The organism is Blautia sp. aa_0143 (assembly GCF_004167315.1).
Taxonomy (GTDB): domain Bacteria; phylum Bacillota; class Clostridia; order Lachnospirales; family Lachnospiraceae; genus Blautia_A; species Blautia_A fusiformis.
In genome coordinates this window covers 61894-77942 of sequence record NZ_RCXU01000002.1, presented here as the reverse complement: position 1 = coordinate 77942, position 16049 = coordinate 61894, and the positions used below count along the sequence as shown (strand labels likewise).

Genomic DNA, 16049 nt, shown 5'->3' with positions numbered 1-16049 from the left:
ATTGTATAAAGTGTGTCTGTTATATCTATTTACAGATTTTTGCAGACAGCTGATCAAAAAGGTTCCGATATTCCTCTTCTACCTGTGAAAAAGGGTATTGCCGGTATTGGATCGGAACATGGACAACCGGTTTTGGAGTGTCCGGTGTTTCATTCAGAAGATATTTCAGGTCATACCAGAGCAGGTCATTGTCGATCTCCTTCAGCTTCTGCTCTTCTATGGCAGAAAGTCCGGATCCCAGATATTTCTGATAGATAATGTTTAAAAGAGCTTCCTCCTGTTTCCGATACTCAGGAAGACTTTTCTTAAATGGTCTTGGAACATCGGACATATAACATTCGCTGGCATCGTGAAGAAGGGACGCCAGTATAAGACGGCCGGAATAGCCACGTGCTTCGGCTTCTTTGGCACAAAGGATGCAGTGCTGCCCTACAGAGAAAAAAGTCCTTACATGACCATTTCCGCGGCATAGAAGAGAAAGTGCGTGTGCAATGTCCTCAATGCAGATCAGCTCTTCGTCCGGATGTGTCGGATCAAAATGTTTTCCAGTATATGTGGTAATGCAGTCGCCCATAAAATGTTACGCCTTTCTTTAAGTTATGAATAAATATGATTATTTATTATAAACACCCAGAGAAAGTGTGTCTATATGATCGCGAAATAAATTTCGGGAACTGTTACAGAAAAACAAAAGAAATACATGGCTGTTTTACAAATATGAGTGATTCTGTGCTATAATACAAAAAAACGACAGGGAGATCATCAGCGATGAAACATATGGAAGAAATGAAGATTGCCGGATTAGCCATGGCATTATGTATCGTGATGCTGGGAATCTATATCGTCGTCCCAAAGGATGGAACGGTTTCTCATCTTACTGCTATTCCGGATAATAATGCGGCGGAGCCTGTTACAGATTCTACATCAGAGGGAACTGCTGATGCGGATTTTCCAATCTATACAGAGGACAGCTACAGCAGTGAGCCCGAGAGTTCTGACGATACTGGGGACGGAGATTCCTATACGGAAGAGCCGACTTATGATCCAGGTGATAATTCTTACGACGGCAATACGGATAGTGAAGCCAATGGAGTAGATACCTCGGATACTTCAGGTGGAACCGGTGAAGACGCAGGCAATTATGAAGATCCGGACAGTGGCTCAGGTGAAGTGGTCGATGACAATGATTACAGTGGTACTTCGGATACGGATCTTGATAGCAGTGAGACCGAAGATACCGGCAGTGATGGCACCGATGATACAGTAGAAATTAACTGAATGTAAAAAAAAGAATAAAAAAGCAGATCTGCGAAATAAAATTTCAAACAGATCTGCTTTTTTGTTTTTTGTATGGAATCCTGTCAGTTGATGTTCTGGAGCAAGGATGTCATTTCCTGATAAAGAACATCCTTTGAGGACGCACCCATGACGATGGAAATAAATGGCTTCCCATAAGCATTCTGGCTTAAAAGTGCCAGACAGTTACCGGCTTTATCGGTTGTTCCTGTTTTTCCTCCAAGGATAGTGACATCCTTAGGAGTTGCTGCCTCTCCGGTAAGATAATGATCTGTAGCGGGTAAGGTAGCACTTGCATCGGAGCCATCGGAATGCTTATAGCTAACTGTATAAGATGCCATTTGTGTGATGTCTGTAAACTCCGGATAATTCAAGGCTTCTTTCAGCATCAGATAAATGTCATAAGGCGTTGTATAATGATTTTCGTCCTGAAGACCATGGGGATTGGTAAAGTGAGTTCCTGTACAGCCAAGTTCTGCAGCAAAGCTGTTCATCATCTCTACAAATTTATCTGTTGATCCACCTATATGTTCCGCAATGGCAGATGCTGCATCATTGGCAGAATAAACAAGAAGACAATGAAGAAGCTGATCCATGGTAACCTGATCTCCCGCCTGGAAACCAGCTACCTGAGAACCGGATTCCAGGGTAACATTCTCCTGTGAGATCGTTACTGTATCGTCCATGTTTCCATATTTCAGTGCAAGCATAGCTGTCATGATCTTTGTGATGCTGGCAGGATAAACCTTGTTGTAGGCACCTTTTGCATAGAGTACCTTTTTATCACTGAGATTCAGAAGCACACCGGACTGGCTGTCATCCAGACTGACAGAATCCAGAGCAACATCTTTTGTAACAACACAGAAATCATGGGCGAAACCTGCCGCGCGCTGCTCTTCTTTGGAAGTCAGAGTATTATCAAACTCGGAGAATGCATTGAAAGAATTTGCAGGAGTGGAAAAATCTCCGCCCTTCAGCATGTAAACACCAAAACCGCCAGCTGTGCATAGTACGATCAGCAGAAGAAGGAGAAAAATGGTGTTGCGAATCCTTTTGCGACGCATCCGTTTTATCCGGGTATTTTGAGCTTTACGTCTGGCAGAAACAGTTCCGTCAGACGGCGTGGAAGTTCTTTTTGTCCCCTTGGAAGCTGTATGTGCAGCCCGGGAAGCCTGACCTCTGGAAGGATTGCCAGAACGTACATGATTTTTTACAGGTTCTTTACGTGTCATAAGTATTCCTCTTTCCGAAAGTAGGTATCCGATTTCTGACCTTTTTTCTGTAATTCTTTATTATATGCACTGCTCTGCAGTCCTACATTGAGAACAAGTCCCATACCCATAAACAGACTGATCAGAGAAGTAAGACCATAGCTTACAAAAGGAAGCGGAGTACCTGTGTTTGGTGCAAGGCCGGTAGCAACACAGATGTTGATGAAGCTCTGTATGGAAACAATGCTTCCAACACCGCAGCATATGATCTTACCGGCAAGATCCTTGGCCCGCAGGCTCATACGGATACATTCAAAGGTGATCAGAAACAGCAGCAGTACGATCAGAGTACAGCCGATAAATCCGTACTGCTCTCCAGCCACTGCAAAAATAAAGTCGGTCTGATTCTCAGAAACAAAGTTTCCATCATTTACGGATGTAACACTGGTGTCATTACTGAAAGCACGTCCCACAAGCTCTCCGGAGGCGATGGCTGTTTTTGAGTTGTTCTGCTGTTCAATATCATCTGCGTATTCTTCGTTCTCCGGATACAGGAATGACATGATACGGTTTCTCTGGTAATCCTGTATCAGTTTCTGATCCGGCTGCACGATAATGGACAGAAAGATGATGGCCAGAGGAATCGCGATCAAGGCTACACCTCCGATGATCTTATAACTAAGTCCTGCGATGTAGATCAGAATACAGAACAGGACTGTTACGGTGATGGTGTTTTTCATATCCGGCTGTACATAGATCAGCATCAGTGGGATGACCAGAAGGACAGCTGATTGTATCAGAGTCTTTAAGGTATTCAGATCTTCCTCATGATCCATAAAAAATTTGGCAAAAAACAGGATGATGATGATCTTTGAAAGCTCGGTAGGCTGGAAACGGATAAAACCTAAATCCACCCATCTGGCAGCACCATTGGCGCTGGATCCGAAGAACCGGACAGCCAGAAGCATAACGATATTAAATCCATACATGATCCATTGAAAATTCAGCAGCCAGGAATAATCCATCAGTGAAAGGATCAGCATAAAGACTACACCGATGATCACACCCAGAAGCTGACGTGTGCGAAGGTAGTCGGCAGCTGTTCCTACAAGCTGAATTCCAATAAAGCTGATCGCCAGGAGAAAGATCACCAGTCGAAAATTGTAAAACCGCAGCTTATACTGTTTAATCATAAATTATGCATCTCTTTTCTTAAGTACGGGTATGACTGCATGCAGAACAGGTGGTTCCTGTGTGATCTGTATGGTCACCCCTGGTTCATCAATTACAACGTATTTTTTTACGGCATGTATCAGATCGTTCCGTAAAAGCTTCATCATCTGTGGAGAACAGTCTATGCGTTCCGATACAAGAAGAAGCTTCATCCTGTCGCGTGCATAGCCTGCAGAGTGGTTTTTCCCGGAGAAAAATCCCATAATCATTCCTCCTGTGATGAAAAATGTCAGACAGCAAAGCGTCTGTTATTTTCGAAAAATGCTGCCAAGACGGTGGAATACACCATTTTTTCGACGCACAGTAACATAAGGGACCTCTTCGCCCATAAGCCTCCGGCAGATATTGCGATACTCTTCTTCTGCCTGGGAATTTTTTCCGGATAAAGGTTCTCCCTGATTTGTGGAGATTACGATCTGTTCATCATCCAGGATCGCACCGATCAGATCTACAGCCAGGATTTCCAACACATCTTCTACGGACATCATATCACCTCTGGCGATCATTTCCGGTCGAAGCCGGTTGATGATCAGCCGGATATCACGGAGCCCTCCGGACTCCAGCAACCCGATGATACGGTCTGCATCCCGGATCGCGGAAACTTCCGGTGTGGTCACGACCAGTGCACGGTCCGCTCCGGCTACTGCATTTTTGAATCCCTGTTCAATTCCTGCCGGACAATCCAGAAGGACATAATCGAATTCTTCCCGGAGATCATCGGTAAGCTTGATCATCTGTTCCGGAGATACGGCAGTTTTGTCCTTGGTCTGGGCAGACGGAAGAAGATACAGTTCTGAATGCCGACGATCCCGGATCAGTGCCTGTTTCAGGCGGCAGCTCCCATTGATCACATCAACCAGATTATAAACAATACGGTTCTCCAGTCCCATGACAACATCCAGATTTCGGAGTCCGATATCGGTATCTACAACTGCAACCTTTTTTCCCATGGCAGCCAGTCCGGTCCCGATATTTGCCACGGTGGTGGTTTTTCCAACACCGCCTTTTCCAGATGTAATGACAATGACTTCACTCATGTTTTCTGATTCCTCCTATAAAATGTTCCACACTTCTGGTATCCTCATAAAGTTTGTTTAGTCATTCGATACATTACTGGTATCGCTTGCTGCATAGCCAGTGAGAATGGTGCTTTCATCTGCAAGTCCGAAAATGTATTTAAAGATATCATTAGCTGCAAGGCAGGCATTACCGGATGCATATCCGTTTGCGATTCGTACAGATATTGCGTACTTGGGATCAGAAACAGGCGCATATCCGATAAAAAGTGCATTGTTCGGATGATAATAGTCAATCTCGGCAGTACCGGTTTTTCCTGCTACTTCAACTCCAAGTCTGTTAAACTGATCATGAGTCTGCACCACACGATACATACCGTCATGGATGTCATCCCAGATATTGCTGGAAAGATCCAGCTGTCCAGCTGTTTCGGAAGGATATTCCTTTATAAGTTTTCCTTTGGAATCCGTCACACGGTCCAGAAGGGAAAGCTTATAGATCGTACCGGAAGTGGCGATCGTTGACGCATAACGTGCAAGCTGGCTGGTCGTAAACGCATTGGTACCCTGTCCAATATAGGAAGGGACGGCGTTTTTGTCAGAAACCTGCGGAGAAGCTTCGGAAATTTCAATGCCGGTTTTCTGATCCAATCCCATGAGGGAAGCATATTTCTGAAGCATTCCAAGACTTCTGGCTTCAGAAAAGTTACCTTCGGAATCTTTACCAAGTTCGAAACCAATCGTAGTGAAAAATACGTTACAGGACTGCTCAATGGCTTCACGGATATCAAGAGAACCGTGGCCCTGTTTATTCCAGCAGTTGATCGGAGGTGTTACAAGGTCAAAGCTTCCTGTACATTCAATATATGTGCCATCATCTATTACGCCCTCAGACATGCCGGCAACAGTAGATAAGATCTTTAAGGTAGATCCTGGAGCCGTCTTCTGCTGTGTTGCCTTGTTGAAGAACGGGCTGGAAAGATCTGTGGAAAGCTTTGCATAATAATCAGTATCCATATTGTTGGTCAGACGATTATTATCATATCCCGGATAGGAAACACATGCGAGAACATTTCCGGTTGTAGTATCTGTGATCACCGCAGATGCAGAGCACGGAGCCAACGCAAGCTGGGCCGGTGTGATCTCAAGATTTGCGATCTTGCGATACATGAAGGTGTAGGCATCAAGACCACCGGAGGCCATTGTCTGATACAGCTCGTCTTCTTTGGAAAGAACGCCCTGTTCATAGAGAACAAGACACAGATCTTCTCCACTGATGGTGTCTTCCTGAAGCATATATTTATACAGAAGCTTTGAAAAGCCTGTATCTGTTTTCAGGTAATCAATGATATAGGCGGTAAGAGCCTGATAGATCTCTTCAGAATCCAGATATTCTCCGGAGGTTGAGATCTGGGAAATATCGATCCAGTTCTGACTGGCAGCGTAGTTCAGATAATCCTTCAGACTGATACTCTGATCATTTTTCCAGGCTTTGTATGTTTCATCCGCGGTATCAATGGAATCACTTTTCAGTACCTTCAAGGTATTGGTAAGAAGATCATCACAGATATAGGTAAGATATTCCTGCATCTGCGTATCTTCATCCTTATAGGCTGGAGGATTGTCGCCTGTCAGCCTGTTACTTATTGTATCAAAAACCTGTTGCTGTTTTTGCTGAAATTTGACGTATAAATTTTTTTCTGTGTCGGAAGCATCTGCATCACTGAATTTATTGATATCGATCACACTGTTTGCGATCAGTGCATTGTATACATCATAGATTGGGATGGTGATCTTACTTGCATCTTTCTCTGCTTCATAATCAAAGCTTTTATTCGGTGTCAGTTTAGAGAGGACAATACCAGCAACACGCTGTTCCAGGATCTGGTAAATACTCTTCTGCCAGTCGGAATCAATGGTCAGATAAACATCGTTTCCGGCCACAGGATCAACAGTTTTAGAATTGTCGATGTCAAGGACTTTACCAAGATTATCAACTGTGACCGTTTCTTCTCCGTCTTTTCCCTGAAGTTCAAGCTCCATATACTGTTCGATTCCGGCTTTTCCAACAACCGCATCATTGGAATAATCAGGATTATCCTTACGAAGGGTTTCCAATTCCTCAGAAGAGGCCTGGCCTGTGTAACCGAGGATCGGCGCCATACTCTCATCGTCCACATATTTTCTGGTGGAATCTTCTACAATGTCAATACCCTGGAGAGCGGCCTGATTTTCTTTTATGGCTGCCACAGATTTTTCACTGACATTTGTTGCAATGGTCACCGGCATATATTTCTTGAAACTGTTGGTGTTCAGCTGATAGCGCATGATCGCAATTTCGAGGATTTCCTGTTTGGTAAGCTCTTCCGGAAGAGAATGTGCGGCAAGTTCTTCCGGGGTGTAGGCATCTTTTCCGTAAAGAACGATAGAAAATCCGCTGCTTCCGGTAAGATGATCCATGATCTGGGCTGCGGTTGCGTTTTTCTGCTCCTCACTGAGATCATCAATCTGTGCTTCTCCGTAAATATCCGCACGGAAACGGTTAAGAGTAAATCCTTCATCTACATCAAAAGCATAGTCGCCATGATCATTGACGGTAATATGAAAATTATCAGATAAGCTGTCCCCGTTTTTGGAAAGGATCTGTAATACCTGGTAGGCGATACCGTTCAGAGTCAGATTCTTTTCTCTGGTGCTGTTGTATGTACCGCTATCTTCGAATGTGACAGAATATGCAAGTACATTGGAGGCGACAACTGTGCCGTTACGGTCATAAATATTACCACGGGTGCTTTTGATCACGCGTGTTTTGGTGGTACGTGTCTGAAATTTACTGATGTAATCCTCTCCTTGTATGATCTGCAGACTGAAAAGCTGCCGGACCAGGACAGATGACAGAAAAATAAATACGATCACAAGAACTGTAGTACGTTTCAGACGGATTTTTTTGATGATTTTTTTTATTTTAATTCCCAAATAGACTCACTTTCTTTCCTTACAGTATCCATTAAGTGGTAGTTGATCCAGTAAAATACCCGGTATACGATGATGGTGAGAAAAACCGTATATACAATCTCGGGGATAATGATCCTGTATATGTAGGTCCAGAATCCAAGACGGCCTCTGAGCAGAAACTGGAGGCCATACACAGCCAGATTATAAAGAAGATCTGTTCCTGCTACAAGAAAAAGCGGAACTTTCAGATCATCATCATAAAAACTGCGGAATGCATAGCCGCTGATAAAACCTATATACATATAGATCAGTGCATAAAATCCAAACAATGATCCATAAAAGAGATCGACAAAAAGCCCGGAAAAAAATCCAGTCCACAGACCGACTTTTCTTCCACGCATAAGTCCCATGGATACACACAGGATCAAAAGCAGATTTGGAGTGATGGATCCAATGGAAATACGGTCCATTACTGTGCACTGAAGGAGAAAACAGACAATGATAGTGATAAATAATATAATCCTATTTTTCATTGGACGCATCCTCCGATTTGTCTATCGCGTCCTGTTTATTGGTGGTGATCACAAATACATCTTTCAGATGACCGAAATCAACCGGTGTAACGATCGTACCTGTTTTTGTCAGGTTATTGGGATCCTGCTGGATCTCACTGACATAACCAATAAACAGTCCTTCCACATATTTTTCACTGATGTTCGAGGTGACAATACGTTCTCCGACTGTTACCTTGTTATCCTGATCGTAAAGCTGCTCAAAGCTTAATTTGCCTTCATCGATCAGTTTCAGATCTCCAGTGACAACGCAGTTGTCGGAAGTACTGACTGCCATGGCACTGACATTGCTGCTGTCATCGATGATGGAACGGACAGTAGCCCAGGAAGGTCCCACTTCTGTAACGATACCCACAAGACCCTTTCCGGCGATCACGTTGTTATCAACCCGGATCCCGTTATTACTGCCTTTGTTGATCATAAAGGTATCATACCAGTTTCCGGGATCTTTGGAGATTATCCTTGCGGCAACCTTGGGATAGTCGGTATATTCCTGATCAAGATCGTAAAGTTCCTTCAGGCGTGTGAGCTCTGTCTGGTCCTGGATCAGGATGTTATTCTGTTCCGTAAGACTGTTGATCTGACTTTTCAGCTCTTCGTTTTCCTGAAGCACGTCCTGTTTATCACGAAGATTGTTTTTTACATTTCCAAATATATCGCTGACACCGGCGATCCCCTTTTCAAAGGGAACGATAAGAAAACCGGCTGCTTCCTGAAGTGGTGCGGAAGAGGTTCCGGAGGCTGCTGTAGCTACGATGCAGCTTCCACAGAAAAATGTCATGATTACCAGAAGATGTTTACTTTTTAAATTAAAATGAAAACGCACTTTTTTTCGGATGTTTTTCATTATATATGCCCCTTTACAGTTTTTTCTGCTTTACCGGCTGGGCCCATTTGCGCAGGTTTCTGTCGCGGATGATCTTTTCCAGGCCGTATGCTGCAGAAGTTTCATACAGATCAGAAAGATTAAAGGCAAATCCGGTATAGCTAGCCAGATAGTTATCTATATAAGGAAGCCGTGTGCTGCCGCCGGTCAGATAAATGCCCTCTTTTGCGATATGATAAGCGATCTGTGGCGGGGTACGTTCCAGAAAAGATTTCATTTCTGCTGCGATCTGGTTCACACAGTTGGCGATCCCTTCATTGACAACGTAGGCAGAAATAACTTCTTCTCGTGGAAGTCCGGAAATACTGTCGATCCCGACTACTTTTCGGGCTTCTTTTTTCTGATCATTCAGTCTTCCCATAACTACTTTCAGACGTTTTGCAGTTCGTGTTCCAATCTGAAGATTATAATGTTTTCGGATTTCGCTGCAGATAGATTCGTTCATCTGTCTGCCTCCGATGGGGATCTTACGGCTGATGATGATCTTTCCGTCGGTTATGATGGAAAACTCTGTACTCTGTGCACCGATGTTTACGATCATGCTGCCCTGATTCTTTTCAGGGTCGATTCCCATGGCAATGGCATCTGCAATAGGGGACTCCACCATAAAAACACGGTTTTTCCGCAGCCAGTGACCATTGACCAGATGATAGTATGCCCTCTTTTCGATAGCAGTCATATCAAGTGGTACGGAGAAATACATGTCTGCTCCGAGACCGGATGTATGATCGATTTTTTTTATCATGCTGTAAAGGACGATCTCCTGCAATTCCAGATTTGCCAGCATACCGAAAGCCATAGGAGAATTTACGGAAATATCTGCAGGTGATTTTTCAAACATTTCATAAGCTTCGTTCCCTATGGCAAGGATCCGGCGTCCTCTGTAGGCTACCATGTTCTTTTCTATGTAACTTTTGTTTCTGAAAAATGAATAGACTTTTACAGAGCTGCTTCCAAGGTCTACTCCGTAATTATTTCTAAAAAGCATAAATCTGTCCCTTCACTTAAGTATATTCATCAAAAATCCCTTTTTCGCGGAAACTGACATACCTGTGATCACCGATGATGATATGATCCAGAAGATGGATGCCGAGGAGTTCACCACAATGATAGATCCGTTCCGTAACATCCAGATCAGCCTGGCTGGGGGAGGGATCGCCTCCTGGATGATTGTGGACCAGGATCAGGTTCACCGCCCGATACTTTACAGCTTCTACAAAGACTTCTCTTGGTGTGATCAGTGTGGCATTGACTGTACCGCGGCTTAAAAGCTGTTCCCCCGACAAATGGTTATGTCCGTCCAGCATCATGCAGTAAAGCAATTCCTGCTCTTCATGCCGGAGCCGCTCCATATAATATTTCGCAATGGTTACCGGATGGTGAAAAGATAATTCCGGTTTTGCAGCTGCGGTTGCCATACGCTTGGAAAGTTCCCCGATACATTTCAGCTGTATGGCTTTTACCTTACCGATCCCATGGATCTTCATCAGTTCTTGCATGGAAATATGAAACAGTCCAAGCAGGCCACTGTATCCGGTCTGTTTCGATAAATTCAGGATTTTATCTGCCAGAGTCAGGGAACTGGATCCCTGTACGCCACAGCGCAGGATCACGGCAAGAAGCTCTCGATCGCTTAAGGACTGTTCTCCTTCCCGCAGACATTTTTCATACGGACGCTGATAATCTGGCATTTCCATTATAGTATCTTTCATATGATTTCCCTTTTCGCTCTCGAAGAAGGGGATGCAAAATTGCAGAAGTTATTTTAGCATAAAAAAGCAGGGATGTACACTCTATCCCGGAAATTTCCACTTTTTTCACATTTTGTTTACAGGCAGGGCATAAACAGAAGCGACTGCTTCTGCCACCTTGATCCCGTCCATCGCTGCGGATGTAATGCCTCCGGCGTAACCGGCGCCCTCTCCGCAGGGGTAGATTCCTTCTATATTGGAAGTGAGCTTTTTCGGTTCCCGAACGATCCGTACAGGAGAAGAGGTACGGCTTTCTACTCCTTCCAGCAATGCATCCGGTCGGTCAAAACCGGAAAGCTTTTTTCCAAAAGCATGGATTCCTGCTTCAATGGAATCGCCGATCTCTTTTGGGAAAATACTGCGGACATCGGTAAGTGTATAAGCTCCTTTGATACAGGGGATCACATCTCCAAGCCTGGTACTTTTCTGATGGGTACAGTAATCTTTGAAAAGCTGTACCGGAATTTTTCCTTTTCCGGCTTCCCAGGCAGCGCGCTCCAGTTTTCGCTGCAGAGCGATTCCGCCGAGAACTCCCTCTTCAGGAAAATCAGAAGGGTTTACCGTAACGATGATAGCACTGTTGGCATTATGGCTGTCACGTGCCTGATAGCTCATACCATTCACTGCAAGCATACCTTCTTCAGAAGATGCATTTACAACATATCCGCCGGGACACATACAGAAAGAATAAACGCCACGTCCGTTTTCCAGTGTATGGGTAACCTTGTAGCTGGATGCACCCAGACGGTCGTTTTCCGGTTCCCCGTAAAGATCCTGGTTGATCATGGTCTGCGGATGTTCCACACGTACCCCCACTGCAAAAGATTTCGGCTCCATGTTAATATTGTGTTTTTCCAGCATGGCAAACGTATCTCTGGCGCTGTGGCCGGGAGCAAGAATGCAGATTTCTGCCGGTATTTCCTCTTTTGCATTGACAATGACTGCAGTAAGCTTCCGGTCACGGATCATCAGATCAGTTACTGTGGAACGAAAACGGAATTCCCCGCCCATTTCTTCAATCTGATGACGCATAAACTGAACGATACCTACAAGCTGATCTGTGCCAAGATGAGGCTTTTGCTGGTAAAGGATCTCAGAGGGAGCTCCTGCCTCCACAAATCGGGAAAGAACTTCCCTTCCTCTTCCAAAAGTATCTTTTACCAGAGTATTCAGCTTTCCATCGGAAAAAGTCCCTGCACCGCCCTCTCCGAACTGTACATTGGAATCCGGATCCAAGATGCCGTTTTTCCAGAAATTTTCCACGGTTTTCTGGCGTTTGTCTGCTTCTTCTCCCCGTTCCAGTACCAGTGGACAGTACCCGGCTTTGGCCAGGTACCAGGCACAGAATAATCCTGCAGGTCCGCTTCCGATCACTATAGGACGATGGGACAGAGCTTCAGAGCCAGATGAGGAGAAATGATATTTTTTCTCAGAGGTTAACATAATATTTTTATCGTGAACCTTTTTGAGAACACGGGATTCGTTATCCAGTTTAATATCTACAGTGTAGACAAATTTTTTGTCCTCTTTGTGCCGGGCATCCAGAGATTGTTTTCGGATCTCATAGGTGAACGGCTGATTTCCAAGACGAAGCATTTTTGCTATTTTTCGGTGAAGCTGCTCTTCTGTATGAGTGATGGGAAGCTTCAACTGTGTGATCCGGATCATTGTTATTCCTCCTTTGCTGCCCAGATACCGGCGGTAGCTCCACTTGACCATGCCCACTGCAGGTTGTATCCACCGCAGGTGCCGTCAATATCAAGGAGTTCTCCGGCAAAATAAAGGCCTTTATGAAGTCTGGATTCCATGGTTTTACTTTGAACTTCAGAAGTATCCACGCCGCCGGAACAAACCTGTGCCTGTTCAAAAGAAAGGCTGTCTTTTACCGGAAGGCGAAAATCATTGATCCCATGGATCAGATTCTTCTGTGCACATAAGACACGGATCAGTTTTTCCGGAAAAAGTCCGATGAGAAGTTCTTTTTCTGTTTTATAAGGGCAGGCTGTTTTTCTCTGTTCCAGGTATTCTTCCAGTTCTTTCTGGTTCAGTTCCGGAAAAAAATTTATGGAAAGCTCTGCGTTTTTGTTTTCGTGAACCGCTCGGATGGCGTAGCGGGAAATCTGAAATACCGGGATCCCGGATACACCGTAATCGGTAAGCTGCAGTTCTCCCTGCTGGGAGACTGTCGGTGTGCCGTCTATATAAAGTGTTATCTTCCCTTCTGTCCGTACACCACTCCAGCCGGAAAAAGAATTTCCCTTACATTTCAGAGCTGTCAAAGCTGGAAGGGGTTCGATCAGATGATGTCCGAGACTTTTTGCAATTTCATATCCGCTTTCGCAGGAACCTGCAACGGAAGACGCACGGGAACCATTTGCAAGGATCACGGCATCACCACTGTAGGTCCATCCGTCCGTATGGATCTTCCACTGTCCGTCTGCAAAAGACACGCCGGTAACGGTCTGATTGGTTTTCAGCTTTACCTTCAGGCTGCGTGCCTTCATGACAAGAACATCTACCACACTCTGTGCCTGGTTGCTTCGGGGATAGATCCATCCGCTGCGGTCTGTGATACAGATTCCCAGTTCCTGAAAGAATTTCAGAGTTTTTTCCACAGGAAACTGTGCCAGGGCATCTTTGGCAAATTCAGGATGAGATCCCCGGTAAGCGTTTTCATCCTGATTTAGGTTCGTCATATTACAACGGCCGTTTCCCGTAGCACAGATTTTTCTGCCGGGACGGTCATTTTGTTCCAGAACCGTAACTGCAGCTCCGTATACAGCAGCCTGAATAGCTGCCATAAGACCGGAAGCACCGGCTCCTATGACAAAGATCTGTTTTTTTAAGTCCGGTCCTTCGGATTTTTTCATAAGCTCACAAGTTCCTTATCAACCATATACTGAAGAGATTTCAGGATTCCCAGCTTTGCATGCTCCCAGGTGAGACCACCCTGGAAATAAACTGCATAAGGCGGTTTCATAGGACCATCGGCAGAAAGCTCGATGGAAGAACCCTGGATGAAAGCACCTGCTGCCATGATCACCTGGCTGTCATATCCCGGCATATCCCACGGCTCTGGTGTTACAAAGCTGTCTACCGGTGCAGCAGCCTGGATACCCTGGCAGAATGCTACAAGACCTTCCGGTGTTCCGAGAGTGACCGCCTGGATGATATCCTGACGTGGCTCTGTGCTGTTGGGAACTACCGGGAAACCAAGCTTTTCGTAAATGTTCGCTGCAAAAACAGCGCCCTTTAAAGCTCCTTTGGTGATCATCGGTGCAAGGAAAAATCCCTGATACAGAGAACGGTTTACACCAAGAGTTGCACCGACTTCCATACCCAGTCCCGGGCAGGTCATACGGTAGGAGGCATTTTCCACACAGTCTTTTCTTCCTGCGATATAACCACCGATAGGAGCAAGGCCGCCACCTGGATTTTTGATCAGGGAGCCGACCATGATATCTGCACCTACATCACTGGGCTCGATGGTATCTACGAATTCTCCGTAGCAGTTATCTACCATGCAGATCACATCCGGCTTGATCTTTTTTACAAAAGAGATCAGCTCACCGATCTGTTTTACGGAGAAAGAAGGACGGGTCTGATAGCCTTTGGAACGCTGGATGGTTACCAGCTTTGTTTTTTCATTGACTGCTTTTCTGATGTTTTCATAATCAAAGGTACCATCCTCGAGAAGATCCACCTGACGATATTTTACGCCATATTCCGCAAGGGAACCATTGGACGGGCGGATACCGATCACTTCTTCCAGGGTATCGTAAGGCTTTCCTACAGGGGAAAGAAGCTCGTCACCGGGGCGCAGGTTTCCGAAGAGAGCAATGGCAAGTGCATGAGTTCCACAGGTGATCTGCGGGCGTACCAGGCAGGCTTCTGTGTGGAAGGTATCGGCATAAACCTGCTCCAGAGTTTCGCGGCCAAGGTCGTTGTAGCCATAACCGGAGGAAGCTCCGAAACATGCCTCACTGACACGGTTTTTCTGCATGGCATGGATAACCTTCATCTGGTTATACTCTGCAGTTTTATCAAATTTTTCAAAACGTTCTTTCAGGGAATCTTCTACAGTTTTACCGAAATCGTAAACTGCGGAAGAGATTCCAAGCTGTGCATATAATTCTTTCATGATCATTTTTCCTTTTTTATTTTATTTGGCAGGCAGGATCCCTTTTTCTCTGCATACAGAAAGCATGTAGGAAAGGATCCGGCTGTCATCGTAATCAAAGTTATCTTTATCTACCCAGGTTACCTCGCCTTCTCTTCGGAACCAGGTAAGCTGGCGTTTGGCGAAATGTCTGGTGTCACGTTTCAGGATGCGAACGGCTTCCTCGTAAGGGTATTCTCCGTCCATCCAGTCCAGGATTTCTTTATAGCCCAGTCCCTGCATCGAAACCATTCCTCTGTGGCAGCCCATTTCCCGGAGCTTTTTTACTTCTTCTACAAGCCCGTTTTTCAACATCTCATCCACTCTTGTGTCTATGCGTTCGTAGAGAAGGGGACGGGGTGCGTTCAGGACAAAGTATGCCAGGGCATAGGGGCTGGTATGTTCTTTCTGCTCTTCATTATGTTCGGAGATCCTGGTACCGTTCTGTTTATAAAATTCCAGGGCGCGTATCACTCGCTTGACATTGTTCTCATGGATGTCCTGGGCTGACTTGGGATCAACCTGTGCAAGCATATCATGAAGAAATGAAGGGCCTTTTTGTTCTGCCAGCTCTTCCAGCTCCCTGCGGTAATGGTCATCCTGGTTGGAACTGGTAAAATCAATATCTCTGGTTACGGCCTGAATATAAAATCCCGTGCCGCCTACCAGGATCGGGATCCGGCCTTTATCATAAATTTTTTCCATGGCTTCTTTTGCCATCTGCTGGAAAAGGACAATATTAAAATCTTCTGTGGGCTCCAACACATCCACCAGATGATGAGGGACGCCATCCATTTCTTCCGGTGTGATCTTGGCGGAACCAATATCCATATGGCGGTAAACCTGCATGGAATCTGCGGAGATGATCTCTCCGTTTACTGCTTTTGCAAGGGCAATGGAAAGTTTTGTTTTTCCCACGGCAGTAGGTCCGGTAAGGACGATAAGAGGTTTTTTCATAGATTTTCTCCGT

The 16049-nt window shown here is 45.1% G+C and carries 15 protein-coding genes; 1 reads left to right on the top strand and 14 read right to left on the bottom strand.

Annotation, left to right across the window (positions count from 1 at the left end):
• Positions 1-25 precede the first annotated feature (25 nt).
• Positions 26-574: a hypothetical protein gene (locus EAI83_RS01315; RefSeq protein WP_015525131.1), complete on the bottom strand. Its 549-nt coding sequence runs from the start codon at positions 572-574 to the stop codon at positions 26-28.
• A 194-nt stretch (positions 575-768) separates the two neighbouring features.
• Here EAI83_RS01315 and EAI83_RS01310 point away from each other — a divergent pair, with 194 nt between their 5' ends.
• Positions 769-1278, top strand: coding sequence for a hypothetical protein (locus tag EAI83_RS01310; protein ID WP_129974499.1), 510 nt, complete (start codon positions 769-771; stop codon positions 1276-1278).
• An 83-nt stretch (positions 1279-1361) separates the two neighbouring features.
• On the opposite strand, the gene EAI83_RS01305 is transcribed toward EAI83_RS01310, so the two are convergent.
• The 13 genes from EAI83_RS01305 to miaA form a co-directional block, all read right to left on the bottom strand.
• A complete protein-coding gene (locus tag EAI83_RS01305) occupies positions 1362-2528 on the bottom strand; it encodes a D-alanyl-D-alanine carboxypeptidase family protein (RefSeq protein ID WP_129974498.1) in 1167 nt (388 codons plus the stop codon).
• A complete protein-coding gene (locus EAI83_RS01300; protein WP_015525128.1) occupies positions 2525-3700 on the bottom strand; it encodes an FtsW/RodA/SpoVE family cell cycle protein in 1176 nt (391 codons plus the stop codon). Before EAI83_RS01300 ends, EAI83_RS01305 begins: the two co-directional genes overlap by 4 nt.
• Before the next feature lie 3 nt (positions 3701-3703).
• Positions 3704-3943 carry a cell division topological specificity factor MinE gene (gene minE, locus EAI83_RS01295; protein WP_015525127.1) on the bottom strand — a complete coding sequence of 80 codons (240 nt, stop codon included), beginning with the start codon at positions 3941-3943 and terminating at the stop codon, positions 3704-3706.
• Positions 3944-3988: 45 nt separating this feature from the next.
• Positions 3989-4777 (bottom strand): septum site-determining protein MinD, encoded by a 789-nt coding sequence (minD, locus tag EAI83_RS01290; RefSeq protein WP_118752708.1) that lies wholly within the window; start codon positions 4775-4777, stop codon positions 3989-3991.
• A gap of 57 nt (positions 4778-4834) precedes the next feature.
• Positions 4835-7732, bottom strand: a complete 2898-nt coding sequence (locus tag EAI83_RS01285) for a penicillin-binding transpeptidase domain-containing protein (RefSeq protein WP_110103139.1) — start codon at positions 7730-7732, stop codon at positions 4835-4837.
• Positions 7717-8244, bottom strand: a complete 528-nt coding sequence (gene mreD, locus EAI83_RS01280; protein WP_021652034.1) for a rod shape-determining protein MreD — start codon at positions 8242-8244, stop codon at positions 7717-7719. Before mreD ends, EAI83_RS01285 begins: the two co-directional genes overlap by 16 nt.
• Positions 8234-9130 (bottom strand): rod shape-determining protein MreC, encoded by an 897-nt coding sequence (mreC, locus tag EAI83_RS01275; RefSeq protein WP_022427290.1) that lies wholly within the window; start codon positions 9128-9130, stop codon positions 8234-8236. Before mreC ends, mreD begins: the two co-directional genes overlap by 11 nt.
• Before the next feature lie 13 nt (positions 9131-9143).
• Complete coding sequence (locus EAI83_RS01270; RefSeq protein WP_021652032.1) at positions 9144-10157, bottom strand: rod shape-determining protein; 1014 nt, start codon at positions 10155-10157, stop codon at positions 9144-9146.
• A 16-nt stretch (positions 10158-10173) separates the two neighbouring features.
• Positions 10174-10881 carry a RadC family protein gene (radC, locus tag EAI83_RS01265; RefSeq protein ID WP_022427291.1) on the bottom strand — a complete coding sequence of 236 codons (708 nt, stop codon included), beginning with the start codon at positions 10879-10881 and terminating at the stop codon, positions 10174-10176.
• 105 nt (positions 10882-10986) lie between these two features.
• A complete protein-coding gene (locus EAI83_RS01260) occupies positions 10987-12588 on the bottom strand; it encodes an NAD(P)/FAD-dependent oxidoreductase (protein WP_118607985.1) in 1602 nt (533 codons plus the stop codon).
• A gap of 2 nt (positions 12589-12590) precedes the next feature.
• Positions 12591-13790 (bottom strand): NAD(P)/FAD-dependent oxidoreductase, encoded by a 1200-nt coding sequence (locus tag EAI83_RS01255; protein WP_129974497.1) that lies wholly within the window; start codon positions 13788-13790, stop codon positions 12591-12593.
• Positions 13787-15061 (bottom strand): methionine gamma-lyase family protein, encoded by a 1275-nt coding sequence (locus EAI83_RS01250; RefSeq protein WP_044961809.1) that lies wholly within the window; start codon positions 15059-15061, stop codon positions 13787-13789. Before EAI83_RS01250 ends, EAI83_RS01255 begins: the two co-directional genes overlap by 4 nt.
• Before the next feature lie 21 nt (positions 15062-15082).
• Positions 15083-16036 carry a tRNA (adenosine(37)-N6)-dimethylallyltransferase MiaA gene (miaA, locus tag EAI83_RS01245; RefSeq protein ID WP_021652027.1) on the bottom strand — a complete coding sequence of 318 codons (954 nt, stop codon included), beginning with the start codon at positions 16034-16036 and terminating at the stop codon, positions 15083-15085.
• Positions 16037-16049 lie beyond the last annotated feature (13 nt).

Coding starts and splice junctions, on each gene's coding strand:
- EAI83_RS01315 (WP_015525131.1), bottom strand. CDS start 574: ATGGGCGACTGCATTACCACATATACTGGAAAACATTTTGATCCGACA.
- EAI83_RS01310 (WP_129974499.1), top strand. CDS start 769: ATGAAACATATGGAAGAAATGAAGATTGCCGGATTAGCCATGGCATTA.
- EAI83_RS01305 (WP_129974498.1), bottom strand. CDS start 2,528: ATGACACGTAAAGAACCTGTAAAAAATCATGTACGTTCTGGCAATCCT.
- EAI83_RS01300 (WP_015525128.1), bottom strand. CDS start 3,700: ATGATTAAACAGTATAAGCTGCGGTTTTACAATTTTCGACTGGTGATC.
- minE (WP_015525127.1), bottom strand. CDS start 3,943: ATGGGATTTTTCTCCGGGAAAAACCACTCTGCAGGCTATGCACGCGAC.
- minD (WP_118752708.1), bottom strand. CDS start 4,777: ATGAGTGAAGTCATTGTCATTACATCTGGAAAAGGCGGTGTTGGAAAA.
- mreD (WP_021652034.1), bottom strand. CDS start 8,244: ATGAAAAATAGGATTATATTATTTATCACTATCATTGTCTGTTTTCTC.
- mreC (WP_022427290.1), bottom strand. CDS start 9,130: ATGAAAAACATCCGAAAAAAAGTGCGTTTTCATTTTAATTTAAAAAGT.
- EAI83_RS01270 (WP_021652032.1), bottom strand. CDS start 10,157: ATGCTTTTTAGAAATAATTACGGAGTAGACCTTGGAAGCAGCTCTGTA.
- radC (WP_022427291.1), bottom strand. CDS start 10,881: ATGAAAGATACTATAATGGAAATGCCAGATTATCAGCGTCCGTATGAA.
- EAI83_RS01260 (WP_118607985.1), bottom strand. CDS start 12,588: ATGATCCGGATCACACAGTTGAAGCTTCCCATCACTCATACAGAAGAG.
- EAI83_RS01255 (WP_129974497.1), bottom strand. CDS start 13,790: ATGAAAAAATCCGAAGGACCGGACTTAAAAAAACAGATCTTTGTCATA.
- EAI83_RS01250 (WP_044961809.1), bottom strand. CDS start 15,061: ATGAAAGAATTATATGCACAGCTTGGAATCTCTTCCGCAGTTTACGAT.
- miaA (WP_021652027.1), bottom strand. CDS start 16,036: ATGAAAAAACCTCTTATCGTCCTTACCGGACCTACTGCCGTGGGAAAA.